At 42.6% G+C, this 24,079-nt stretch carries 27 protein-coding genes; 10 read left to right on the forward strand and 17 right to left on the reverse strand.

Translation table 11 applies throughout. From position 1 onward, the window contains the following. Positions 1-20: 20 nt before the first annotated feature. Positions 21-686, reverse strand: a complete 666-nt coding sequence (locus tag NRI27_RS16195) for a Dph6-related ATP pyrophosphatase (RefSeq protein ID WP_371391637.1) — start codon at positions 684-686, stop codon at positions 21-23. A 145-nt stretch (positions 687-831) separates the two neighbouring features. Here NRI27_RS16195 and NRI27_RS16200 point away from each other — a divergent pair, with 145 nt between their 5' ends. The 3 genes from NRI27_RS16200 to NRI27_RS16210 all read left to right on the forward strand — a co-directional run bounded on the left by NRI27_RS16200 (position 832) and on the right by NRI27_RS16210 (position 2,622). Beyond that, on the forward strand, positions 832-1,320 hold the full coding sequence (locus NRI27_RS16200; RefSeq protein ID WP_371391638.1) for an RNA polymerase sigma factor SigV: 489 nt from the start codon (positions 832-834) through the stop codon (positions 1,318-1,320). Between the two features lie 6 nt (positions 1,321-1,326). After that, positions 1,327-2,199 carry an anti-sigma-V factor RsiV gene (rsiV, locus tag NRI27_RS16205; protein WP_371391639.1) on the forward strand — a complete coding sequence of 291 codons (873 nt, stop codon included), beginning with the start codon at positions 1,327-1,329 and terminating at the stop codon, positions 2,197-2,199. 135 nt (positions 2,200-2,334) lie between these two features. Further along, entirely contained in the window at positions 2,335-2,622 is a 288-nt protein-coding gene (locus NRI27_RS16210; protein ID WP_371391640.1) for a hypothetical protein, read from the forward strand. A 36-nt stretch (positions 2,623-2,658) separates the two neighbouring features. Here NRI27_RS16210 and NRI27_RS16215 read toward each other — a convergent pair whose 3' ends face one another. The 9 genes from NRI27_RS16215 to NRI27_RS16255 form a co-directional block, all read right to left on the reverse strand. Then, the gene (locus NRI27_RS16215; RefSeq protein WP_317945159.1) at positions 2,659-3,189 is read right to left on the reverse strand and encodes a DinB family protein; all 531 of its coding nucleotides are present in this window, start codon (positions 3,187-3,189) and stop codon (positions 2,659-2,661) included. A gap of 302 nt (positions 3,190-3,491) precedes the next feature. After that, positions 3,492-3,992: a PCYCGC motif-containing (lipo)protein gene (locus NRI27_RS16220; RefSeq protein WP_371391641.1), complete on the reverse strand. Its 501-nt coding sequence runs from the start codon at positions 3,990-3,992 to the stop codon at positions 3,492-3,494. 64 nt (positions 3,993-4,056) lie between these two features. Next, the gene (locus NRI27_RS16225; RefSeq protein ID WP_371391642.1) at positions 4,057-4,470 is read right to left on the reverse strand and encodes an HIT family protein; all 414 of its coding nucleotides are present in this window, start codon (positions 4,468-4,470) and stop codon (positions 4,057-4,059) included. Between the two features lie 5 nt (positions 4,471-4,475). Then, a complete protein-coding gene (gene fumC / locus NRI27_RS16230) occupies positions 4,476-5,858 on the reverse strand; it encodes a class II fumarate hydratase (protein ID WP_371391643.1) in 1,383 nt (460 codons plus the stop codon). A 193-nt stretch (positions 5,859-6,051) separates the two neighbouring features. Continuing rightward, a complete protein-coding gene (locus NRI27_RS16235) occupies positions 6,052-6,507 on the reverse strand; it encodes an NUDIX hydrolase (RefSeq protein ID WP_371391644.1) in 456 nt (151 codons plus the stop codon). Positions 6,508-6,589: 82 nt separating this feature from the next. After that, the gene (locus NRI27_RS16240; protein WP_371391645.1) at positions 6,590-7,864 is read right to left on the reverse strand and encodes an ABC transporter permease; all 1,275 of its coding nucleotides are present in this window, start codon (positions 7,862-7,864) and stop codon (positions 6,590-6,592) included. After that, positions 7,854-8,552, reverse strand: a complete 699-nt coding sequence (locus NRI27_RS16245) for an ABC transporter ATP-binding protein (protein WP_371391646.1) — start codon at positions 8,550-8,552, stop codon at positions 7,854-7,856. The genes NRI27_RS16240 and NRI27_RS16245 overlap by 11 nt, the downstream gene beginning before the upstream one ends. A gap of 319 nt (positions 8,553-8,871) precedes the next feature. Then, a complete protein-coding gene (locus NRI27_RS16250) occupies positions 8,872-10,413 on the reverse strand; it encodes a flotillin lipid rafts scaffold protein FloT (RefSeq protein ID WP_371391647.1) in 1,542 nt (513 codons plus the stop codon). A gap of 33 nt (positions 10,414-10,446) precedes the next feature. After that, positions 10,447-10,980, reverse strand: a complete 534-nt coding sequence (locus tag NRI27_RS16255) for an NfeD family membrane protein (RefSeq protein ID WP_371391648.1) — start codon at positions 10,978-10,980, stop codon at positions 10,447-10,449. A gap of 220 nt (positions 10,981-11,200) precedes the next feature. Between NRI27_RS16255 and NRI27_RS16260 the strand changes: the two genes are divergently transcribed. The 4 genes from NRI27_RS16260 (at position 11,201) to NRI27_RS16275 (ending at position 15,516) form a co-directional block, all read left to right on the forward strand. Then, on the forward strand, positions 11,201-11,821 hold the full coding sequence (locus tag NRI27_RS16260) for a DUF47 domain-containing protein (RefSeq protein ID WP_371391649.1): 621 nt from the start codon (positions 11,201-11,203) through the stop codon (positions 11,819-11,821). Positions 11,822-11,833: 12 nt separating this feature from the next. Continuing rightward, on the forward strand, positions 11,834-12,832 hold the full coding sequence (locus NRI27_RS16265) for an inorganic phosphate transporter (protein WP_371391650.1): 999 nt from the start codon (positions 11,834-11,836) through the stop codon (positions 12,830-12,832). Between the two features lie 159 nt (positions 12,833-12,991). Then, on the forward strand, positions 12,992-13,192 hold the full coding sequence (locus NRI27_RS16270) for a cold-shock protein (RefSeq protein WP_060205704.1): 201 nt from the start codon (positions 12,992-12,994) through the stop codon (positions 13,190-13,192). 194 nt (positions 13,193-13,386) lie between these two features. Continuing rightward, a complete protein-coding gene (locus NRI27_RS16275) occupies positions 13,387-15,516 on the forward strand; it encodes an MMPL family transporter (RefSeq protein WP_371391651.1) in 2,130 nt (709 codons plus the stop codon). 737 nt (positions 15,517-16,253) lie between these two features. On the opposite strand, the gene NRI27_RS16280 is transcribed toward NRI27_RS16275, so the two are convergent. From NRI27_RS16280 to NRI27_RS16290, 3 genes are read right to left on the reverse strand one after another with little or no spacing between them, the layout of a single operon-like run. After that, positions 16,254-16,385, reverse strand: coding sequence for a hypothetical protein (locus NRI27_RS16280; protein WP_371391653.1), 132 nt, complete (start codon positions 16,383-16,385; stop codon positions 16,254-16,256). Beyond that, positions 16,382-16,864, reverse strand: a complete 483-nt coding sequence (locus NRI27_RS16285) for a hypothetical protein (RefSeq protein ID WP_371391654.1) — start codon at positions 16,862-16,864, stop codon at positions 16,382-16,384. The genes NRI27_RS16280 and NRI27_RS16285 overlap by 4 nt, the downstream gene beginning before the upstream one ends. A 45-nt stretch (positions 16,865-16,909) precedes the next feature. Continuing rightward, on the reverse strand, positions 16,910-17,560 hold the full coding sequence (locus tag NRI27_RS16290; RefSeq protein WP_317945187.1) for a pentapeptide repeat-containing protein: 651 nt from the start codon (positions 17,558-17,560) through the stop codon (positions 16,910-16,912). Between the two features lie 524 nt (positions 17,561-18,084). Between NRI27_RS16290 and NRI27_RS16295 the strand changes: the two genes are divergently transcribed. After that, positions 18,085-19,215 (forward strand): CAP domain-containing protein, encoded by a 1,131-nt coding sequence (locus tag NRI27_RS16295; RefSeq protein ID WP_371391655.1) that lies wholly within the window; start codon positions 18,085-18,087, stop codon positions 19,213-19,215. A 33-nt stretch (positions 19,216-19,248) separates the two neighbouring features. Here the strand turns inward: NRI27_RS16295 and NRI27_RS16300 are convergent, their stop codons facing one another. Further along, entirely contained in the window at positions 19,249-19,800 is a 552-nt protein-coding gene (locus NRI27_RS16300; RefSeq protein WP_371391656.1) for a superoxide dismutase family protein, read from the reverse strand. A gap of 110 nt (positions 19,801-19,910) precedes the next feature. On the opposite strand from NRI27_RS16300, the gene NRI27_RS16305 reads away from it, so the two are divergent. Beyond that, positions 19,911-20,240, forward strand: a complete 330-nt coding sequence (locus NRI27_RS16305) for a hypothetical protein (RefSeq protein WP_371391657.1) — start codon at positions 19,911-19,913, stop codon at positions 20,238-20,240. Positions 20,241-20,260: 20 nt separating this feature from the next. Here NRI27_RS16305 and NRI27_RS16310 read toward each other — a convergent pair whose 3' ends face one another. Continuing rightward, on the reverse strand, positions 20,261-20,941 hold the full coding sequence (locus NRI27_RS16310) for a phosphoribosylaminoimidazolesuccinocarboxamide synthase (RefSeq protein ID WP_371391658.1): 681 nt from the start codon (positions 20,939-20,941) through the stop codon (positions 20,261-20,263). Between the two features lie 426 nt (positions 20,942-21,367). Between NRI27_RS16310 and NRI27_RS16315 the strand changes: the two genes are divergently transcribed. Then, the gene (locus tag NRI27_RS16315) at positions 21,368-22,087 is read left to right on the forward strand and encodes a YebC/PmpR family DNA-binding transcriptional regulator (RefSeq protein ID WP_317945197.1); all 720 of its coding nucleotides are present in this window, start codon (positions 21,368-21,370) and stop codon (positions 22,085-22,087) included. A gap of 233 nt (positions 22,088-22,320) precedes the next feature. Here NRI27_RS16315 and NRI27_RS16320 read toward each other — a convergent pair whose 3' ends face one another. Further along, the gene (locus tag NRI27_RS16320) at positions 22,321-22,776 is read right to left on the reverse strand and encodes a hypothetical protein (RefSeq protein WP_371391659.1); all 456 of its coding nucleotides are present in this window, start codon (positions 22,774-22,776) and stop codon (positions 22,321-22,323) included. Between the two features lie 391 nt (positions 22,777-23,167). Next, the coding region (locus tag NRI27_RS16325) for an NRAMP family divalent metal transporter (protein WP_371391660.1) at positions 23,168-24,079 on the reverse strand (912 nt) is incomplete at its 5' end.

The raw sequence follows: 24,079 nt of genomic DNA on the forward strand, positions 1-24,079 counted from the left end.
GTTATCCTTAGAGAAGAACTTCACTTTCCTTCATCCACACCTACCTCCATTAACACATAACCTCCATGTTCATGCTGCCCAGTAAACTTGATCGGAATCCGTTGCTTAAAAATCGGTCCATCCACAACAACTGTATGAAATTCCCCTGATTCTCCACACGCATCAATGCCAAGTGCTTCAAGTTCATCCATAAGATCGATTGTAAATTTTCGACCGTTAAATGCTGCAGGCATTAATTTCGTGTTTACAACGACAATGTACGCTTCAAATCCAGCGTGAATGAATTCTTCCAACAAAGCACGTCGAGGTTCCATCCATAACGGGTGGATCGCTTCCATACCTACTTTTGTACATGTTGTCTGCACCCATGTCAAATGATCTTCCAAATCGATATCTCCAAAAACTCCGTTTGGGATTCCTTCTTCCACACACTCTTGCATAGCGTCTAAAAATTGCTGCTCATAACTTCCCCAATTTGCCCCTCTTATCATAAGCGGTACGCCTATACTTTCTGCTTGCGCTTGAATGATTGCTAGTGGAAGCGCATGTGATTTCGAACGCTCTTTATCTTCTTCAAACATTGTCCAAATACGCTTTGGTACACCACCACTCTTCACAGCACGATAATAGGCTAACGCAGAGTCTTTCCCACCACTCCAAGAAGCAACGAATGGTTCTTGTTTCATCACACAACACGTCCTTTTCAAGATGTTTGTAAAATTATAGCATACATATTTTATTTCCAAATCAAACTATTTTCGTTCATTGACCGTCCATACTAGTGAGACGCTATCGCGATACGTCAATAATCAAGAAGGTGACCCAATTGTCATGACAAAAAAGGATAAGTTCGATCAACTAGAAAGATTTATACTAGAAAACCAACAAGCCCATTATCGATTGGCCTTCAGTTATGTAAAGAACAAGGAAAATGCACTCGATATTATCCAAGAGGCAATTGTAAAAGCATTGAAATCCATCGATCGCCTCGAAGAAGTAACATATATGAAGACCTGGTTCTACCGAATTTTAGTAAACACCGCCATTGATTTCATCCGAAAACACCAACGTGTATCCATTATGTCGGATGAAATACTGGACTTGCATTTACCTTCATCCGAAAATACTGTGCATGATTTTGACTTGCAAAACGCTGTCGATAACTTGTCGCCAACGTATAAAACAATCATCTTCTTACGTTTTTTTGAAGACTTAAAAATTGAAGAGATTGCGGAGATTACTGGGGAAAATGTCAATACCGTAAAAACCCGTTTATATGCAGCAATACGAAAATTACGTGTTGAATTGGGAGAGGAGTAAATCGCATTGAAAAACATCGATAAATTGAAAAAGCACTATGAGGACATTGAAATTCCAGCAGAGTTGAACAGCGTTGTCTCAGACGCCATTCGACAAGCAAAAGGACAAAAGCGAAAAGGGAATCGCTTACGTAATTCATGCGTCGGAGCAGCTGCAGCGGCTGCAATTTTCATCGGCAGCATTAACGTCAGCCCTTCATTGGCACAAGCGATGGGTAACGTTCCAGTGTTAGGATCAATCGTTGAAGTGCTAACAATCCATCAGGTCGCATTTGAAGAGAAGACGTACCAAGCCGATGTATCTACGCCACACATTACAGGGTTGGAAGATGAGGAATTACAAGCTTCATTGAATGAAAAGTATTTGGAGGAAAACAAAGAACTGTATAAGCAATTTGAATTAGAGATGAAAGAAATTGAAAAAGCAGGTGGCGGACACTTAGGAATGGATGTAGGGTATGAGGTGAAAACCGATACCGATCGCATTCTTTCCATCGGACGCTATCAAGTGAACACTGTCGCATCTTCCTCTACGACAATGCAATACGATACGATTGATAAAGTCGATAACGTGCTCATTACATTGCCAAGTTTGTTTAAAAATGAGCAGTACATTCCCGTTATTAGCGCTTATATTTCAGATGAAATTACAAGGCAAATGGCCGAAGACGAAAATATTTCGTATTTTACAGAAGAAGAATTTGGTGAAGGTTTCACTTCAATTGATGCCAATCAATCATTCTATATCACAGAAAAAGGAAAGCTTGTGATTTCGTTCGACAAATATGAAATCGCTCCAGGTTATATGGGACTCGTCACATTTGAAATACCGTCGGAAATTCTTAACGATTTGCTCGTCAGTGATTTATATATAAAATAAAATGCATGTAGATCGGTGCAACAACTACGAACTGTGCGTGCGTCAATTAAGTTGGCGACACGCATTTTTTTGCGCAAACATTTTTTCGAAACTTTCTAACGGAGTCATTCGTTGTTATGAATAAGGGGTGAAGAAATGAGTAAAAAACATACGTTGTTGGCAATGCTTTTCGCCATTATCGGCTTCGTGTTCAGCCAGTTATTCCAGAACATGTTCTATTGGGGAGGACAATCGTTTAATTGGTTTTATATCGGTGTCGGTTTGTCTTATGGATGTTCCATTCTTTCAGTTGTGTTTATGGTAACTTCCTATCAAAAAAATGGTTTAATAGGAAGTGATATTTTGTTTAATTTGTTTAGTTCATTACTCGTTGGTACCTCGATTTTCTGGACGACCTTTATCGTCATCGCGTGGCAAGGTTAAAATGGAAAAATCCCTAAGCATTTAGCAATAGGGATTTTACTCAACAATATCTGTTTTTCCTGTCGACGCACCATGCACTAGCAGGCAATCTATTGTTTTTCGCAGTTGTTTCAAATGACACTTTTCATACATTCCAACAAATGGGAACCATTGATGTAACGGAATCGAACCAATATTCGGATGCTCAAGCGACTTCTCTTTAAGGGCGTCTTTGCAACTTGCGTCATACACATCAAGAAGATAAATTCGCGAATTGTGAAGTTCTTCTTTCATTTCCGATATTGTTTTGTAGTGTTCCGTCGGTTCCGTTTGCTCAGGAAGTTGATCTTTCAGTACCACACTTCCCGGCAACATGATGATTCTTTTAGAAGCTTTCGGGCTATCAGGATTCTTCAATTCACCTGAAATTCTTGCAGCTATATATGTTTCCATCAATGCGAGGTGCTCCAAAATCTGCTTTGGTGACCATCCGCCTGTTGAGGGCTTTTCGTTAAATTCATGATCCGTTAATCCATCGATTGCTTGATAGATTTTTCTTCTGACTTTATTATTCCCTTCAAAAACCATTCCATCTCTCCCTCATTTCCGAACGGAATATCAAACTCATTTTCTCTCACACAGCATACGATGTTTTAAAGAAAATTTAAAGTGCCAGAAACAAATTCAGAAAAATAAAATGTAGAATGTGGCGATTGTATGGTTGCTTAATGCTATGTTGAGGTTTATGCATTCGTGCGGGAGTGGGTTACGGTGGGTTAATCAACGCCTTGAGGAAAGGTTCTTACGAATTGAAAAAACTCTATTCCAAGACCTACTTATCTCCATACAAAAAGCTGCCCCTTTTTAACATAGGGCAGCTTTTCAGCTATTTATGCAGGCATCGGTGTGTCAGTTGGTTTTGCGTATCCTTCATTGTAAGTTTCGTCAATGTATTCGCGGATTTCCTTCAACGACTTGCCTTCTTGTTTCATCTGTACGGATTTCACTGCAATTTCCAAGCAGACAAGGCAACGTGTGCCGTGATCGTCCCATACGACAGAACCGTCTTCTCGGATTTCATCAACGAAACAGTTCAAGTTACTGCCGTGACCTGCACTTTCTCCACATCCGCAGTAGCAAGGCATGTATGTGAGCACGTCAGAAGCACTTGCTGCAACTTGATAGACCAGTTGCATGTCTTCCGGTTTGTCAGCTAAGAACTTCGGTAATTCTGTTGCAGACGCAGTCACTTCTTGCAAATCGCCATTTGGCAAATGCTTTTCATGACCAACTTCCATTTCTTCGTTGTGCTCGTCTTGTTGGGCCTTACTTCCACAAGCTGAAAGGACAAGAATAACAATTAACAGTATAGGCATGAGGCTCTTTTTCATTCAAGTCTACTCCTTTAATACGTAGTTGTCCCTTCATCATAACGGACTTTTATTGGAAAAAGGGTTACAATTTTGTGGACAATGTATTCCGGCTATTTTCCTTTTGTTTTATCCAATATCGAATTCCTTTTCCGGCAAGCGGCTCATCCGCAAATCGTGGAATGACGTGCAAGTGAGCATGCGGAATCGATTGACCGCCTACTTCACCTGTATTCCAACCGACTGTATAGCCTTCATGACCAAATTGCTCTTCCAAATACGCTTTTGCTTTTAACAAAAGCTCTTGCGTATCCTGCCACTCTTCAGCTGTTAACGAAAATACATCCACAGCATGGCGCTTCGGTACGATTAATCCGCTACCTTCCAGCACTTTTTGTTCGGAAGGCTTTTGGATATACGCGCAAGTAGCTGTCTCAAAGATAATTTGTTGTTCTGGATCTGCAGTCAACTGACAGTATGGACAATTCTTTTCTTTCATAACAGTCATCGCCCAATCATTTTAGATGGATCTACATATTCATCAAACTGTTCTTCCGTCAATAAACCCGTTTTCAAAGCCGCTTCTTTCAACGTTGTCCCTTCCTTATGCGCCATCTTAGCAATTTTCGCCGCGTTTTCGTAGCCGATATGTGGGTTCAATGCAGTGACAAGCATGAGTGAATTTTTCACTTTAAGATTAATTTCTTCTCTGTTCGGTTCAATCCCGACCGCGCAATTATCGTTGAAGCTAATCATTCCATCTGCGAGTAATTTTGCACTTTGCAGGAAGTTGTAGATGATAACAGGTTTGAATACGTTCAGTTCAAAATTCCCTTGGCTTGCTGCAAAGCCGATTGTTGCATCGTTCCCCATCACTTGAGCGACAACCATTGTGAGCGCTTCACTTTGCGTAGGATTCACTTTACCAGGCATGATGGAACTACCTGGCTCGTTTTCTGGTATCGTGATTTCCCCAATCCCTGAACGCGGACCGCTTGCTAACCATCTTACATCGTTCGCGATTTTCATCAAATCCGCTGCCAGCGCCTTCATGGCACCGTGTGTATAGACGACTTCATCATAGCTCGTGAGTGCGTGGAATTTGTTTTCCGCTGATGTGAATGAAATGCCGACCGACTTGGAGATTTCTTCGGCCACTTTTTCACCGAAACCTTTTGGCGCATTGAGTCCTGTACCGACTGCCGTTCCGCCAATGGCCAGTTCTTTCATGGATTGGACACTGTCCTTCAACATTTTTTCCGTTTTTTCAAGCATCCGATGCCATCCGCTAATTTCTTGCCCAAGTGTCAGTGGCGTCGCGTCTTGTAAATGCGTGCGACCGATTTTAATAATATCCATGAATGCTTCGGATTTATTTTGTAATGTCGCTTTTAATTGAGCCAATGCCGGCAACAATTCACGTTCAACAGCGATAACGCCTGCGACATGCAGTGCTGTTGGGAACGTGTCGTTCGAACTTTGCGATTTGTTGACGTCGTCATTTGGATGTAGGCGGTCTACTTCGCCCCATTCTTCCAATAGCTGATTGCCTCGGTTCGCTAGCACTTCATTCATATTCATATTGGATTGCGTACCACTACCCGTTTGCCAAACGACGAGCGGGAATTGGTCGTCCCATTTCCCTTCGAGTACTTCATCCGCTGCTGTTGCGATTGCTTTCATTTTCAATTCGGAAAGATTGCCAAAGGAGTGACTCGCAATGGCCGCTGATTTTTTCAGATGGGCGAACGCCTTAATAACGCCAAGTGGAATCTGTTCGCCTCCAATTTTAAAGTTTTGCCGACTGCGTTGTGTTTGCGCACCCCATAATTTATCTGCCGGGACTTTAATTTCTCCAAACGTATCATGCTCAATTCGATAATCCATTACTTCTCCGCCTTTCCTAATTAGAAATAAAAGAAAACTTCTTCTTTCATCATACACCTTTTTGCGAATGAAATAAAAAGACCCGTTTTGTCGTTTAAGTTGTATGGGATCAGGTCAGATTTGTCTAATAGAAAAATAGATACTATAGCGCATTGCTGATCCGTTTCTTATATCACTGAGAAAGCTAATTTTCTTACTTACTCGTTTTTCCGTTTGCCCATTCTCGAATGAATTGTTCTTGTCTTGGATTCAAATTTTGTGGCAGTTCATGTCTGTGAAAAAATTGATGTTCTTTTGTCTCCACACCCGTATGGATTAGATTCCCTTCATAGTGTGCGGATTGAAATATGATTTGCACACTGTATGCTTGGTCACCGTTTGGATACGTTACAAAGCATGACTCGCCTGAATACAGACCAAATAGGTTCAACTCTTTTACCGTAAGACCCGTTTCTTCAAGTGTCTCTCGTATGGCTGTCTCTTCAAACGTTTCTCCGAGCTCCATCATGCCGCCTGGGATACACCAATTATCCTCATCCGTTCGGTGTTGCAGTAATATTTTTTCGTTCTCAACTAAAATAACCCCACAGCCAATCGTCAATAGCGTTTCATTTCCAATCAGTTGTCGCATCGTTTGAATGTAATTCATAGTCTCCCCCTTGCAAGCGAAAAGACCCGGTTTCCCGAGTCTAGATCACTTTTTTCAGAATAAAAAATTAACAATAAGTATACTACAATTCTTGTCGCAACGCTTGGATTACATCAATTTTGGTCGCTTTACGTGCTGGACGCCATCCAGATAGCATTGCGACTGTAATACTTATGGCTGAAGCGATTAAGACGAGTTGCCATGGAATGATAGAAAATGTGACGTTCAATTCACCTATTTCCTCTTCCCCAAGAGCCGCTGTTACAATAATCGGCAAGAGCATATTCGCAATGAAACTGACACCATACGAAATGGCAACCGCAATAATTGTGCCGACGATTCCAATCCACGCACTTTCCATAAGGAATAAGCGCTGAATGAGTTTAGGGCTTGCTCCTAACGCTTTCATGACACCAATTTCACGTGTCCGCTCAGTAACAGCCATCGTCATTGTATTGAAAATGCCGATAGATGCTATTAAAATCGCAATCGTTCCAACGAAAACAAGTCCTGCTTTGAATGCTAGAAAGAAGACGTCAATTTGTTCCAATTGATCGGCGATCGAATAGACCGCGTAGCCGTCGTCTTTTAATGTTTGGCTCACGCGTGTGACGTTTTCAAGGTTATCGGCGTACACTGTCACATTGCCATAGAACAATCCGCTGTATTCATCTTCAACATGCGTACGAAAGATCGGTTCTAATGTGTTGATGATTACTGCGTCCGCATAGATTTTCAAATCTATTTCCCAATCTTTTGCAGGCTCTTTTGCTATTCCAACAATAGTAAGGGGCGTTTCTTCGGGGAACAGCTCTGGTTCATCATACAAGCCCATTTTGTATGTAAACTGCTTACCAATTAAAGAACCTTTATAAGTGTTTGGTTCCTCATCATCCGTTTCTTTGGTACTTTGTTCATAAAGATTGTCAGCAAAGTGACTCCCGACGACAACTTCGTGTTCATTCTGAGGCAAACGCCCTTCCTGTAAGGCAAAACCGACCTTTTCCTCTTCACTGAAGTCTGTGATAATCAGTTCATGAGAGCCACTGAAATCATCCAGTTTTGATTCTTGTCGTACCCCTACGGATTGACGGTAGACGACAGCTTTGACATGTTCTCGTTTTTTTAGTGCTTCCACGTTTATTTCTTCTGTTCCATCCCCATATATCTCTATTTGATTGACCAATCGATTATCTAAAATCTCGTTTCGCATCGTATCGTGCACGCCGAATCCGACCGAAGCGAGAACGATTAGGAAAGCAGTCCCCATTGTCGCAGCAAGAATGGTCATGAAGACACGTAGTTTGTTCTTTTTAATATGTTGGCCAACGAAGTTCAGTTGATCTTTAAATTGCATAGGTCACACCTCTTTCCACTAACTCTCCGTCATGCATCCTATATATACGGTTTGCCGTTTCTGCTACTGTATCGTCATGCGTAATGATGACAAACGTGATACCTCGTGTTTGGTTTAGTGATTGAATGAGCAGGAGGATATCCTGTTCCGTTTCTGAATCCAGGCTTCCGGTAGGCTCGTCCGCAAAAATAATGGGTGGATCCGTTACTAATGCACGCGCAATGCTGACCCGTTGTTGTTGTCCCCCTGATAACTCGTTCGGATAATGGTTTTGTACATCGGTCAGGCCGACATGCTGAAGTATGTCTTTCACTTTTTGTGTCCGGACATGCTTATTATCCCCTCTCAATTTAAGCGGCAGTTCGATGTTTTCAAACGCCGTTAATCCAGGCATGAGTTGGAAATTTTGAAATATGAATCCGAAATTTGCAAGTCGAAATTGGGCACTTTCGGCTTCTTTGAAAACCGATGTTTTGACCCCATTCACTTCAATAATGCCTTTGTCCGGTTTTAAAAAGCCTGCCATAATATGTAGCAACGTCGACTTCCCCGATCCACTCCGTCCGACAATCGAGACAATCTCGCCTTTTTCAACAGAAAACGATAAGCCTTTTAGGACCGGCACTTGCTTCTCTTTGCCTTTCTTTCCTATTTTGAATGCATGTGATAATTCCTGTACCTGTATCATGCGAATCCCTCCAACGTAGTAACTAAATGCTAGTGTACAGGGAGAATCTTAAGGGAGAGTAAGGGGAAATATGAAGAAATTCTTAAGGTGAGGAGGTTATAGAGGGAGATGGGGGTTACTTCACTGGATGCGGGAGGGGCTACTTTAGGCAAGGAACGGCTGCCTGGAACGCTGCACATTGGACGTGGGAGAAGCTATTTTGACTCGGGAAATACCGCTATGTAAACGAGACACCTATTTTTACGTAACCAAATTTTTAGAGCACGGAAAAGAACACCCATTACCGCCAAAGCGATACTGGGTGTTCTGCTTATAAAAATTATTCTTCTTCTTGCGTCTCTTCGACTTTTGTAGGTGCTGTTTTCTTGACGCGTAACTCTTCCGTCAGATTATCGATGCTCGGGCGAAGGTTGTTTTTACCGACGTAGCTTTCCATCATCTCTTTTACGTCGATGCCGGAGGATGCTTTAAGTGACTCTTGCAAAGTGGACATTAAGTTCGTTGCGTAGGATGTCACTTTGTTTGCACCGCCGCCTTCACCGCTCCCTGTGTCGACAACTGTAATCTTGTCAATGTTGGAAAGTGGGCTTGCAACTTGTTTCGCATATTCAGGGATCATGCGGACAATCATATCAAGGACAGCCGCTTGACCGTATTGTTCGAACGCTTCTGCAATTTTACGTTTCGCTTCGGCTTCAGCGAGACCTTTTAGTCGGATAACTTCTGCTTCAGACTCACCTTGCGCACGTTGTGAGTCAGCTTTTGCTTGACCGTCTAAGCGGATTTTTTCAGCTTCGGCTGCAGCTCGTGCTTCGATGCGGTATTTTTCCGCTTCAGCTTCAGCCATTTGACGGGATTTGTCAGCCGCCGCGTTTTGCTCAATCGCGTAACGATCGGCATCCGCTTTCTTCTTCACTTCAGAATCGTATTGTTTCTCACGACGAAGAATCTCTTTCTCTTCTAGTTCAATCTGCTTTTGACGCTCAATGATCCGTACTTGCATTTCTTGCTCCGTAACTTCTTGCTTCGCACGAGCGGATTCCAACTCATACGCTTGGTCGGCGCGTGCTTTTGCGATATCTTGCTCGCGGCGATATTCCGCCACTTTTAATTGGTTTTCTTTTTCTGCTTCCGCAATTTCGGTTGCACGCTCAATTTCAGCTTTTTGTGCTTCCTTCGCTGCTTCTGCATTTTTAATACGTGTCTCTTTTTCTGCTTCTGCTGTTGCGATATCTGCGTCACGTCTTACTTGTGCGATGCGAGGTTTACCAAGGGAATCCAAGTAACCGTTTTTATCACGAACATCCTTAATTGTAAATGAAACGATAATAAGCCCCATTTTCGCTAAGTCTTGTGAAGCAACACGTTGCACTTCTTGGGAGAACTTGTCACGGTTCTTGTAAATCTCTTCAACTGTCATTGAACCAAGGATTGAACGTAGATGACCCTCCAACACTTCTTTTGCTTCATTTTCGCGGTCTTGTTTCGATTTCCCTAAAAACTGCTCCGCTGCCGTCGCGATTTCAGGAATCGAACCTCCGATCTTAATGATTGCTGTCCCATCTGCCATGACTGGAACGCCTTGTTCCGTATAGACTTCAGGTGTCGTTACTTCGAGCTTGCTTGATAACAAGCTGAGTGGTTCAGATTGTTGGAATACCGGGAAGACGAATGTACCACCGCCACGGATGATTTTCACGCGGTTACCCGAATCATCCGTATGTACGTTTTTGCTTCCTAAATAACTACCCGTTACGATAAGTGCTTCATCCGGACCAACTGTCTTGTACTTCGTAATGTAGACGAGTACGATTGCCAATAAAATGAATGCGACAATCCCAATAATGATAAACAATTCCATCGTTCAATTTCCCCCTTTATTCATTTTGAATTCTTACTTGAAGCGAAAAGGCTCATATTCCTTTACAATAAAGGTCCCTTCTTTCACTTCGATGATCAACACTTCTTTTCCGTAGTCGATCGCGCTGTTTTCATACCCTGCAGCTCTCTTTGGAATGATGCCATTCACCGTTTCAATGACGATTTCTCCATAGCCGTCAACCGGTATTGGAACAATTACCTTTCCGACTTGCCCTGTTAGGGATTCGTCCGTGTATGCGAGCGACACTTCGGCAGATTTCAATGGAAGGAGCACGAAGAAATATAGAAGAAAGTCCAATCCGATTGCAACAGCTACAGCAATGACAATGATCAGCACATGACTTAATCCCGTCATCAACTCTAAGCTATAACCAACTGCAGACGTGAAGGTAATGAACGCTAAAATAACAGCTGGATCCAAAACAGGACTGACATCTCCAACCCCTTCAGCAATGTCACTAAAAAACACATAGAGCAAGGTTGCCAAACCTGCAATGATGAGCACTGTCAAATAGACATTCTGCACCGGCATTCCGAACAATTCCATCCTCTCACCTCTCCCTCCAATTTGAATTCACCTATATATACGGAGCATCCCGAGTAAAGTTTCAAATTCTCAGAAATAAATTCAAGGAAAAGCATAGGTCTTCATCAGAAAAACTAATTGTTTTCCTTCGATAACAATCCATAAAAAATATATGTATTTTAAAGAGAATTTGCTATGATAGGTCTATTGAAAATTTCCGGAGACGGATGGAGGCTTAAAGATGTTTAGTTCACGTAAAACCGATCCATTTTTCGCAGCACTTTTAGCGATAGCAGAGCACGTTCAAAAAGCGATGCATTATGCAGATGATTATAAAGTACAGTCTGTAGCAGACTTGAAAGAAGTTAGCATTACTCTGAAGAAGTATGAAACTGAAGGCGATGATATGATTCATGACCTCATTTCCAAACTGAACACTTCTTTCATGACGCCGATCGAGCGTGAAGATATTTTACAACTTGCGATTAAAATGGATGACATCCTTGATGGCATTGAGCACTTTGCAGCAAACTTAGAAATGTTCTCATTGACGGAAATCGACGAGTACGTGCAGAAATTCATGGAGAACATCGTGAAAAGTTCCGATGAAATTGTGAAAGCAATGGAGCTGTTAGCGAAAAAGAAACTGGTGCAAATGCGCGACCACGCTGTGCTGATTAAGGAATACGAACGGATTTGTGACGAAGTACTCCGTACATCGATTAAACAACTTTTCATCCGCGAGAAAGATCCAATTCGCATCATTCAATTTAAAGACATCTACCAGCTTTTGGAGGACACAGCCGACCACTGCCAAGATGTTGCAAACACAATTGAAACAATCATCATGCGAAACGCGTAAGGGGTATACTTTATGGACATGATTTTGTTTCTCACCATCGCAATTGTCGTTTTTGCACTCGCATTTGATTTCATTAATGGTTTTCACGACACAGCCAATGCGATCGCAACTTCCGTTTCAACAAGGGCACTAAAGCCTAGAACAGCCATTTACATGGCAGCCATCATGAATTTTATCGGTGCGCTCACTTTTACAGGCGTTGCAAAAACGATTTCAAAAGATATCGTCGATCCATTCATGTTGGAAAGTGGATCGATTGTTATTTTGGCTGCTCTCATTTCGGCCATCGCATGGAATTTAATCACTTGGTATTTCGGAATTCCTTCCAGTTCCTCGCATGCTTTGATTGGATCCATTGCAGGCGCAGCCATTTCTGCGGCAGGATTTGGCATCTTAAATTACGGTGGATTTTTGAAAATTTTGCAGGCGTTGTTAATTTCACCATTTATCGCTATTGCCGGCGGATTCATCGTCATGTCGCTTTTTAAGGTTCTGTTGAAAAATCGGAACTTGTTCAAGGCGAATAAAAGAATCCGTTACTTGCAAATCGGAACTGCAGCCTTGCAATCTTTCACGCACGGAACGAATGATGCGCAAAAAGCAATGGGAATCATCACAATGGCACTCATCGCTGCTCAGCTACAAACCGGTGACGACATCCAATTATGGGTACGAATCGCAGCCGCTACAGCAATGGGGCTTGGGACATCGATTGGTGGCTATAAGATTATTAAAACAGTCGGCGGTAAAATTATGAAAATACGTCCTGTCAATGGCGCGGCAGCCGATTTAAGTTCGGCCATGATTATTTTCGGGGCGACACTCGTTCATTTACCAGTTAGTACAACGCATGTCATATCATCTGCTATCATGGGCGTCGGCTCAGCACAGCGCGTAAAAGGCGTCAAATGGGGCGTCGCTAAGAAGATCGTTTTAACATGGATTATTACGATGCCGATCTGTGCAACAATCGCGGCAATTGTTTTTCAAATCTTAGACTTATTTTTGTAAATTAAATCTTTTTACTTGCATTGCCAAAATAGGTCTGTTATGATAAAGAAGAATTATTTTTGTTCGGCGTGATGGTCACGATTTAACGTTTGACCGCTTCAAGACTTGAGCAAGGATAGTAACACAATGTGTACTTTTGTGCACGAGGAGGAAACAAACATGGAACAAGGTAAAGTAAAATGGTTTAACGCAGAAAAAGGTTATGGCTTCATCGAACGTGAAGATGGCGACGATGTATTCGTACACTTCTCCGCTATCCAAGGCGACGGCTTCAAGACTCTTGAAGAAGGCCAAGACGTGACTTTCGAAATCGAACAAGGTCAACGCGGACTTCAAGCAACTAACGTTGAAAAAAACTAATTTGAATTAACCATTCAAAACCACTTCTTTCGAGGAGTGGTTTTTTTTCGTTTCACTGAATCGCGACATTTGTTTGGTCACTAATAGACCTAACCCGCGTAAACAAAAAGAAATTCACATATTAGTAAAAGACATCCTAGCTAAATTCAGCTATGATAATAGAATAGTTGAAGTATTTAGGGGAGGACGAGGATATGCGCACACTAGCGCGTCTAGTGACAAAAGGATACAAATCCATCATTATTGCCTGGGCTGCACTTTTTGTTGTCATGGCAATTTTTGCAATCCGATTGCCCGGACTACTTGAAGGTGATGGTTTCAGAATGGATGCTGAGCACGAACGAGTCATGAAAATCGCTTCTGAAACATTTGATTTACCAGCCGAGACGATGTTTGTCGTATTCGAAGATGTGACAGACGAAAAAGTAGCAACTACTTTGGAGGACATTGAAAAGCTCGGTTTAACATCGGAAATCGTCTCTCCTTTAGAACAGGAAGAGCAATATACAGATACTGTTTCTTATGCAATGTTGCATTTTGATAATACAGATCGGGATATGGCAAAAGTCGTAACAGAAATGCGCGACACAATCGGTGAGCAGAAGGGTGTTGTATTGACCGGTCAGTCTGCATTTACAAAAGACATAAACGAAGCAAGCCAGCGGGACTTGATGAAGGCGGAAGCAATTGGCTTACCGATTGCGATTATCATTTTACTATTTGCATTTGGCACGATTATGGCCTCGGTTGTCCCTTTAATCGTTGGTATTACAACAATTGTCACGACATTCGGGATTTTATCGCTTATCGGTGGTCAACTGGATTTAGCCATATTTGTCTTAAACATTGTACCAATGTTAGGTTTAGCGTTAAGCATCGATTTTTCCTTGTTATTCATTAGTCGATACCGTGAAGAACGGTTGAAGAGCGATATTGTTGAAGCAGTTACAACAACGATTCGTACTGCCGGTCGATCTGTCATTTTCTCTGCTTTTTGTGTATTTATCGGACTCGGAGCCATGTTCGTCATCCGAGTCGAGATTTTCCAAAACATTGCACTCGGCGGCATGCTCGTTGTCGGAATGGCTGTGTTGAGCTCCATTACGCTGCTCCCCGCTATCCTCATCGCACTCGGTGACCGCATTAATAAGGGTCAGGTGTTGAAAGTGAAGGAAAACGGTTCAGATCGGTGGAGACAGTTTGCGAATAAAGTTATTAAACGGCCAATCCTTATTACAATCGGCGCATTCATTTTATTAGGCATTGCATTGATTCCAGTGAAGAACATGGATTTAGCCATTCCACAAATCGATTCGTTGCCAACGACGTATGATTCGAGAGCATCTTATGAATTAATGGACGATACATTCGGATTAGGCGATCAGTCCAGTGTATATGTCATTGCAGAGCGCAAAAATGGTTGGACGGATACGAATGGATTAAACGATTTATTGGCGTTGCAAGACGACTTAAAAAATGATCCGCTCGTCGATGACTTGACTACCATTTTCACAGCAAGCGGTATCGCTTCCCCACAAGAATGGGAGCAAGCGATGCAAGTACGGGAAATGAAAACACAACTTGAACCATTGTTAGAGTCCTTTGTGAAAGACGACCAATTATTAATTCCTGTGACACTTCAAGCAGAAGGTTCATCCGATGAAGCCCAACAATGGACACGTGACTGGTCAGCTAATACTGATTGGAATTTGTTAGTCGGGGGTGCTCCGAAATTTAACCAAGAAATATTTGATGAGATTTTCGATAACATTGTTTATGTATTGCTGATCATCCTTATTTCAACGTTCATCATTCTCATGATTGCATTCCGTTCGATTTTAATTCCACTGAAAGCAATTTTGATGAATATCGTCGGACTATCTGCGACTTTTGGGATTCTCGTGTATATTTTCCAATACGGCCATTTCGGATTGCATCCCGGCACCATTGCGTTAATCATCCCTGTCATCGTCTTCAGCCTCGTGTTCGGCTTGAGCATGGACTATGAAGTTTTCCTCATTTCACGGATGCAGGAAGAATACGCAACGTCGTTTGACAATGACCGAGCAACCGTCGAAGGGCTAGCAACGACAAGCAAAATCATCACATCCGCAGCATTGATCATGATCGTCTTAACAGGCGCCTTCGCCTTCACAGACGTCATGCCCGTCAAACAAATCGGCGTCGGCATCGCCATTGCAGTCGCCATCGACGCAACCATCATCCGCTTGCTACTAGTACCAAGCTTAATGAAACTGTTCGGAAAATGGAACTGGTGGATGCCATTCAGGAAAGGACCATATAAAGCCGGTAACTGGCACTAACTAAAGCGAAGAGCGCTTGCTCAGCTGCGACAGGCATAAGGCAGAAATGCGAAATGGCGCTCTTTGCCATGTAGCAGAGCTGACTTATGACCCGAGCAGCTAGCGCCCGCAGCTGGATGATAACAAAAGCGGAGGATGGCGGTTAGGCTCGACAGGTGCTGGAGGAATTGAAAAAAGGCGCTCTTTGCCTTTCTTTCAATTCCGAAGCGACCCGAGAGTCTGCCACCCGCAGCTGGATGCTAACTAAAGCGAAGGGCGCTTGCTCAGAAAGAGGTTCGCAGTCTAAGAGCGCCACATCCTGTGGCAACGACTGCATGACCGGCTTCGTGCCGGCCTCAGGCATAAGACAGATTCGCGAAACGGCGCTCTTTGCCGTACAGCGAAGCTGGCTTATGACCCCGAGAGCCTGCCACCCGCAGCTGGATGATAACTAAAGCGGAGGCAGCCGGGTAGACCCGACAGGCGATGGAGCACTTGAATAAAAAGGCGCTCTTTGCCTTTTAATTCAAGGGCGAAGCGACCCGAGGGGCTGGCTGCCGAAGCTAGATGATAACTAAAGCGAAGGGCGCTTGCTCAGACAAAGGTTCGCAGTCTAAGGGCGCCACATCCTGTGGCAACGACTGCATGACCGGCTTCGTGCCGGCCTCAGAAATACCCTAACACCCACTCATCATAATAAACTTATAAAAAACGCCTGGAAAAGCAAATCACTTCGCTTTCCAGGCGTTTTTTTGATTTCAATCTACAATGGTTGTAATTGTTTCTTCAGGCTTATCCTTGTTAAACTCAGCCATCATCGTGAAATAGATGACTGCCGATATCGCGAGCACAAATAAAACAACGCCGATGACGAGCGTCTTACCATTCACTCGGCTTCACCTCCACTTTTCGCAAACTTGAAACCTTCTTCTTTCAAGTACGCTGTTGCATCTCTGTAATCACCAAAACTTTCTTCCAAGTTATACCCGTGGTAAATATTGAAGAAATCGTCTTCCTCCAACAACGTCAGTTTTTGACCTTCCCCATTCATCCAAACTTCTTCACGAAGCTCTTCTTCCACATCCTCTTCATCAGTGGAAAGGCCATGGATTGCATCTTGTATAATCTTTTTCAATTCCTCTTCTGACGCTTCCCGGATATTGACGAGACCACGGTTATCCGGCTCATACCCTTCAATCCCTTCCACGTACACAAAGCCATTGCCATTTGGGTGAAGATGTTGCACGACGACCGTCTTTTCATACAAGCTATCTTCGTAATGATAATTCAAGCGCTTCATTGAAACTTCTTTGCGTGTCAGTTCAGGGAACGTTTCAATAATCTGTTGTTTTTGTTCGAATGTCAGCATAATTTTGCCACTCTTTTCTATGTCATATGTCTTTTCAGTATACCATTATTCTTCCTTCACTGTTAACCCAAGTACACGTGCAAACCCGACGGCTTGTTCCTTCGAAACGATACACCCTGCTATTTTAGGTAGCGTCACTTCAATGCGGTCGTATGTATTAGCGGATAAATCAACACCAGACAAGTCGGTCTCCGAGAAATTCGCATTGTTCAACTTGCATTCCTTGAAACGAACTACCTTAAAATCACATTCATAGAAATCACTATCTTCTAAACCCGATTCCTTAAATTCAACTTCTTTCATTCTGGAGAAATTGAAATTCGCATAGCGGACATCGCAACGTTCAATTAGCACATGACCTAGATTGGAATTTGCCATATCAACACCCGTCATTTTTGAATCAATGATTTCACATCGGTGGAACATGACGTTTTCCATTTGTGCATTCGAGAAATCACACGTTTCAAATCGAACATCCACAAATTCCGTCCCTCTCCAAGTACTTGACGCAAAAGAAACGTCTTTCAAAACACAATCATCAAACACAAGACGCTCCCCTTCTGCATCTAACATCGCACCACCTTCAATACGAGCTTTTTCAATGAAACCATCCCTGCTCCAAACATCATTACACCGAATCTGTTCATGCTCCGCCGACAATTTTGGTTTCTGCCGCTTGTCTTTCGCTTTAGTCAAAGCAAGTCCCCCTAACGTGTTTTCCATTCAATTACAATAACGAGCACGATGACCACAATGAACGCCACCACATAAAATTCATTCGGAATTGCACTAATACCACTGAACATTTCCCAACCCCCTTATTCTATGGATGTATTGACAACGCGACCTTATGCAAGTAAATCTGCGATGCTAGCCGTCATTATCATAAATATGGTTCGTTTATTCCTCATTTCAACTTCATCAACACCACACTCCCTCAAACACTTAAGCGCACGTTGCTACCATATAGTCATGTAAACCGAGCAAAAATCATAAAAAATACGATCTCTATACTTCTTAACCAAGTAGTCTTCAACCACACTTTTATAAAATCGATTAACTGGGTAATTATAAACGATCTCTCGACTAATCCAGTAGTCAATCCGATCCACTGTCGTTCTATTAGTATACCGTCTTTTTACTTGTACACAAACAAACGATGGTTCTAGCTGTATCTATCGGTCCTTAAGCGGGTACAATACTAGAAAGGAGGCGATTCGTTGAGACGTTTTTATCTATTACTCGTGCTTGTGATCGGCGTCTATCTTGCAAAACCTCTATGGGAAGAACCTGTATCCAATTATATTGACCTGTCCTTCTTGGATTCGGTAGATGAAAAAATAGAATCCGTAATGGGGAAAGAATCCGTTACAACAACGATGAGTTCAATCCGCAACACTGTAAACCAAGTAGCACTTTACATCACATCAAAATCGTCTGAAGTGGAGCAACTCATCCCTGAGAAAGTGGATAAACCCGAATTGGATAAGCCCCAACAATCCGCTTTGTCAATCCACAACATTGAACTCGGCACACCAAAAACAACCGTCGAGGCTGAGCTGGGAGAGCCGAAAAATCATTCCTTGAACGAATACGGAACGGAATGGTTTACGTATCATAAAGATTACCAGAATTATGTCATGGTTTCATTTGATGACGCATGGAACGTAAATGCTATTTATACGAACGATGACCTCATCGCATCATCAGCAGGTATTCAGTACGGTTCTTCGAAAGAGGATGTCCGAAAAGCTTACGGTACGCCACTGACAGAGATGCGCAAAGGCTTGAATGTATATGTGCTTCAGGAAAATGAAGGGATGGACCTCTTTAAAACAGGTGATCATTATACGTATGTCTTTTACGATGTCCATCAGAATTATACGGTGACGGCAGTCCAAATGATTACAACCTCACTCGAGCAGCGTAAGAAAGAGATGTACGCAGACGGCGATGTTTCTTTGCGCAATGGTTTCGAGCAGCAACTTTTCGATTTAACAAACGCAGCCCGCGTTCGCCACGGTCGTTCCATTTTGCGATGGGATGATGCGATTTCTGAAACCGCCCGCAAGCACAGCTTGGACATGGCGGACAATGATTACTTTAGTCATGATAACTTGGAGGGGCAGTCGCCTTTTGACCGTATGAAAGCAGATGATATTGCATTTAAACGGGCTGGGGAGAATTTGGCGTATGGGCAGTCGAGTAGCATATTTGCGCATGAGGGGTTAATGAATTCAAAAGGCCATCGGGATAATATTCTCATTGAGGAATATAGCCATCTCGGGATTGGCGTTGCGTTTAATGAGAAATCGCAACCTTATTATACGGAGAATTTCTTTTCAAAATAAAACGGCCCGCAACTGTATGCGTGCCGTTTTTATTCATTGTGTAATGGTTGCACAGGCTACACGATCACCTGAATCCCCTGCCGGATCAGTTTTATAATCGTCCTCTTTCTCATGGATGACGATTGCTGTTCCGCCTTCCTTCAGAAGGGAGTTTTCCATCCCCGGTTTTAACGTCACTTTCGGCGATATCAGTTGGCGAGATACTTTACCTTGTTCGTTGACTTCAATATTGGGCAAATCCCCTAGATGAAAGCCTTTCGGATTATCAAAGCCATGTTCTTTTCCCGTTGGATTAAAATGCCCACCGGCAGATTTAAAATCCGGAGCTGTACAGATGCCTGTTTCATGAATATGGATGCCGTGAACGCCCGGTGACAAATCTTCTGCTTCCACATGAATTGCGACGCCATCAGCTTCTTGCACTAACGACACTTCGCCAATTGTCACACCTTCCGTATTAATTAGCGGTGATACGATGGCTTTCATTTGCTCACCACTGACTGGCACTTTTTTGTCGGACTTTACACACCCTGCACTCACAAGTAAGGTGCTAATCGCTAGAAGTGTGATGACCTTCTTATTCATACTGCATACCTCCTCAATTTTCACTCTTGCCAAGTCTGCCCTTTGCGAGCGCTTTTATGAGTGGAAAATTTTTCTAAAGCATGACGTCTCAATGAAGAGGAGGGGTTTGATTGGGCATACACACATTGTTCTTACTAATTGCTAGTTGTATTGTTGGCGGTCAAATACTAACACTAACCTTCATATGGAAAAATCGTTTTCAATACGCAAATCGATTCATTGTTTACCCATTAGGTATCCTACCCGTTCTGCTCGCTTTTCTACTCGGATTGCTGAATGGAACAGTCATTGACGAACTTAATCTCAATGGTGATTCACGTCTGTTTTATCTTGAGCTATTAATGCTTGCGCTAGGTCTAGCCACACTGTGGAGTAGTTTTTCAATTGCCGCTAGAATAAAAGCCAATGTCGAAGAAAAACGCTATTCATCGATGCAATGAACAGCGTTTTTTCATTTAAATTAAGAGAGTACGAGCTTTTCCAGATCAAGTGGGCTGATGTAAGTGCCATCTTTATATACACGCATATTCCCACCGGAAATTTCATCAATCAGCATAACATTGCCTTCTGCGTCACGACCAAACTCCAGTTTAATATCGTATAACTCAAGACCTTTCGCAGCAAGCTCGTCTTTTACAACGGTTGAAATCCGCTTTGTCATCGGTTCAAGAATGGCGTATTCTTCTTCCGTTAAGATGTTCAGTTGTGCCAATGCTTCTTTTGTAATCGGTGGGTCATTACGGTCATCGTCTTTAATAGTCACTTCAACAAACGTATCCAAAGGCTGTCCCTCTTTACAATAAGCACCATAGCGACGCAAGAAACTCCCAACCGCCCGGAAACGGCAAATGACTTCTAGCCCTTTCCCGAATACAGTTGCAGGCTTCACCGTCATCGTCGCTCGTTCGATATCGGCAGCTATGTAGTGTGTCGGGATTTGTTGTTCCGCCAACTTTTCAAAAAAGAACTTCGTCATGCGTAAACCCGATCGTCCCGCCCCTTCGATCGTCAATCCGACAGTATTCGCCCCCGGATCAAATACGCCATCTTCCCCTGTTACATCATCTTTGAATGTCAATAAAACATTGCCATCTTCCAATTTATAAACGTCTTTCGTCTTTCCTTTATAAACAAGTTCCATGCCCACGTTTCCTTTCTATTCGAAAATGTAGTGCTACACTTAGTATATAGTAGTTTCAGACGTAGAAAAAGGGAAAACTCTGTTTTTAAGTAACAAAATACGAACGTTGCGGATTAAAAGGTGAATCGTGTACGTGTTCTGCATGAGACGATATAGACAAGAACAGACTAGTAGAAAAGGCTTTTAATCAAACACCATACAAAATTAACTTACATTAGCAACCGAACATTAGCAGTGAAAAACGATCTTATCATACATGTTTTTAATTGAATACGTGTAAATTATTTAAAATGAATTGTTTGCGTACTCGGTGTTTATGCTTGTCGATAGTATTCCATTTTTAGGGTTTCAACTTGTCAGGATTGTGAGAACGGGTGTATAATAGCTCGATAGAATCTATGCACAGAGCGAAAGCGAGTGAATGAAATGGGTCGTAAATGGAACAACATTAAAGACAAAAAAGCTTCGAAGGATGCAAATACGAGTCGTATATATGCAAAGTTCGGACGTGAACTATATGTAGCTGCTAAGCAAGGTGAGCCGGATCCCGAGTTGAACCAAACGTTGAAAATGGTCGTGGAACGTGCGAAAACCTATAACGTACCAAGAACAATTATTGACCGTGCGATTGAGAAAGCAAAAGGCGGCGCAGAAGAAAACTACGACGAACTACGTTACGAAGGCTTCGGTCCGAACGGATCAATGGTAATCGTCGATGCGCTAACAAATAACGTGAACCGAACAGCATCCGAGGTACGTGCAGCATTCGGTAAGAACGGCGGAAACATGGGTGTGAGTGGATCGGTCGCTTACATGTTTGACGCGACAGCTGTATTCGGATTAGAAGGCAAGTCCGCTGACGAATTATTGGAATTGCTTATGGAAGAAGACATTGAAGTCCGTGATATTCTAGAAGAAGAGGAAACGGTCATCATCTATGCTGAACCAGACCAATTCCACGCGGTTCAAGAAGCGCTGAAGAACGCCGGCATCACTGAATTCTCTGTTGCCGAACTGACGATGCTTGCGCAAAACGATATCGCACTAGATGCAGACGCACAAGCACAATTCGAAAAGATGATCGATGCGCTGGAAGACTTGGAAGACGTTCAACAAGTGTATCATAACGTCGATTTAGGAGAGTAAGTTGTTGAAACCGCCATTGAGTTGGCGGTTTTTTTATGTGGATTTTTATGTTGTGATGCGATAGCTTTTTATTGATACGATATAGGCATTTGGCACTTGCGAAGAAAATAAACAGGTCAGACCTATGCGACAAACATTAGGTTGTCTGTAATAGCAAGTTACATTCAGAGGGGCAGCTCGAGATATCATCTAATTGTGAGCTAGACACTCAAGGATGGATTATTGCTTTTGGGTTAATCTACGTTGAGCCGCCTCTTAGTTAAAGTAATGCTCGGGACATAGTCACTAATAACCTCGACTATTCCTGTGTCCACGGGATATATATGGTGTTCTAAACCACCTGCTAAATCACCGGGAAAAACTGGCTTAAAACGATCTAAATAATCAGAGTCCACTGCTTTATAAAAACAAGTCTCAAAATTGTTTAGACGACTCTTATCCCTAGCTTCCTTTGCTTGGGAGGCAAGCATGGACATTGGGATTTCACTGGTATAACGAAAAGATACAACATAGTCTCCCAAGTAGTTTGTACTCTTATCATATGTGATGTCTACTGTAGTTTTCATTTTATCAACTAGAGTTATAGTTAGTCCCTTGTCACCGAAGTTCATGTCGAATTTAACTACTTCAAAAAATCCTTTAGTAATTTCATCAGTAGGTTGCCAAGTGATGAGTGTTGGTTTTCTCATCATGCTTTGCCCCAACTTTCTTTTTTATGGTTCTATTGATATAAACGACCCTTCATAGTATCTTAATTTGCCGGAAGTTAGGCTACGTGGATATTGTAATAACCATGGATACTCTGCATTGAGTATTATATAAACCGATTATACAATTCCCTTATTTATAATACATCTCTATAAGTAACTTTCCCAACTACAGTTGCCAATATGTCAAGTTTGATTGTCTAAAATGAACTGGACACTCTTGACATGTGTCAATGCGCTAACTTATTTTCCTAAATTTTTATTTTTAATAAGGAAGTAAAGATTGTATATTACTCTACAAAGATTATCACAACGCCATACGAAAACTCCACAAGAAAAGGAGCTTCCCGTATAGAAGCCCCCTAACTAAAAATTATTGGAATAATTTAGGTATATCATTTATTAACGTATAGACACTCATATAACCCATTGCCACTACGACTATCAATCCAAAAATCGTCATCCAGAGGGGGTGCTTGTAATCCCCGACAATTTTGACGCGGTATGCCGCCACTAAGATGATTCCGAGAGCCAATGGTAAAATGAGACCGTTTAACGAGCCAACTAAAATCAAAATTTTAACCGGTCTACCCACGATGATAAACACAGCAGTGGAGATCGCGATGAACGCCATTATAATCCACTTATAATACTTTTCCAACTTTGGATGGAACGTGCGAATGAACGAAACGGACGTATAAGCGCATCCAACAACTGAAGTAATTGCAGCGGACCACATAACGACACCAAAGATCTTATAGCCGACATTACCCGCAGCTAACTGAAAGACGGATGCTGGTGGATTGGCTGGATCAAGCGCCAATCCTTGACTTACAACACCGAGCGTCGCTAAAAATAGTAGCACGCGCATGAGAGATGCGACAAGTATGGCAAAAACTGAACTGCGTGTCACGTCGCCAAGTGCTTCTTTCCCTTTCACCCCTGCGTCAATCAATCGATGCCCGCCAGCAAACGTTATGTATCCACCAACAGTTCCACCGACTAACGTTACGATCGCTATCAAACTAATTTCCGTCGGAACGAAAGTCCGTGTCACCGCTTCCCCGATTGGCGGAACAGCCGTGAACATGACGAACAGCGTTAAGCCAATCATGACAAATCCTAAAATTTGTACGAATCGGTCCATAATCTTACCCGCCTCACGGACGATAAAAATCCCGATGGCCAGCAAACCACTTAATAGACCACCGACTTCCGGCGACATGCCGAAAAGGACATTCGTTCCTAAACCTGCCCCACCGATGTTCCCTATATTAAACGCAAG

This window comes from Sporosarcina sp. OR05 (assembly GCF_041414805.1).
Taxonomy (GTDB): Bacteria; Bacillota; Bacilli; order Bacillales_A; family Planococcaceae; genus Sporosarcina; species Sporosarcina saromensis.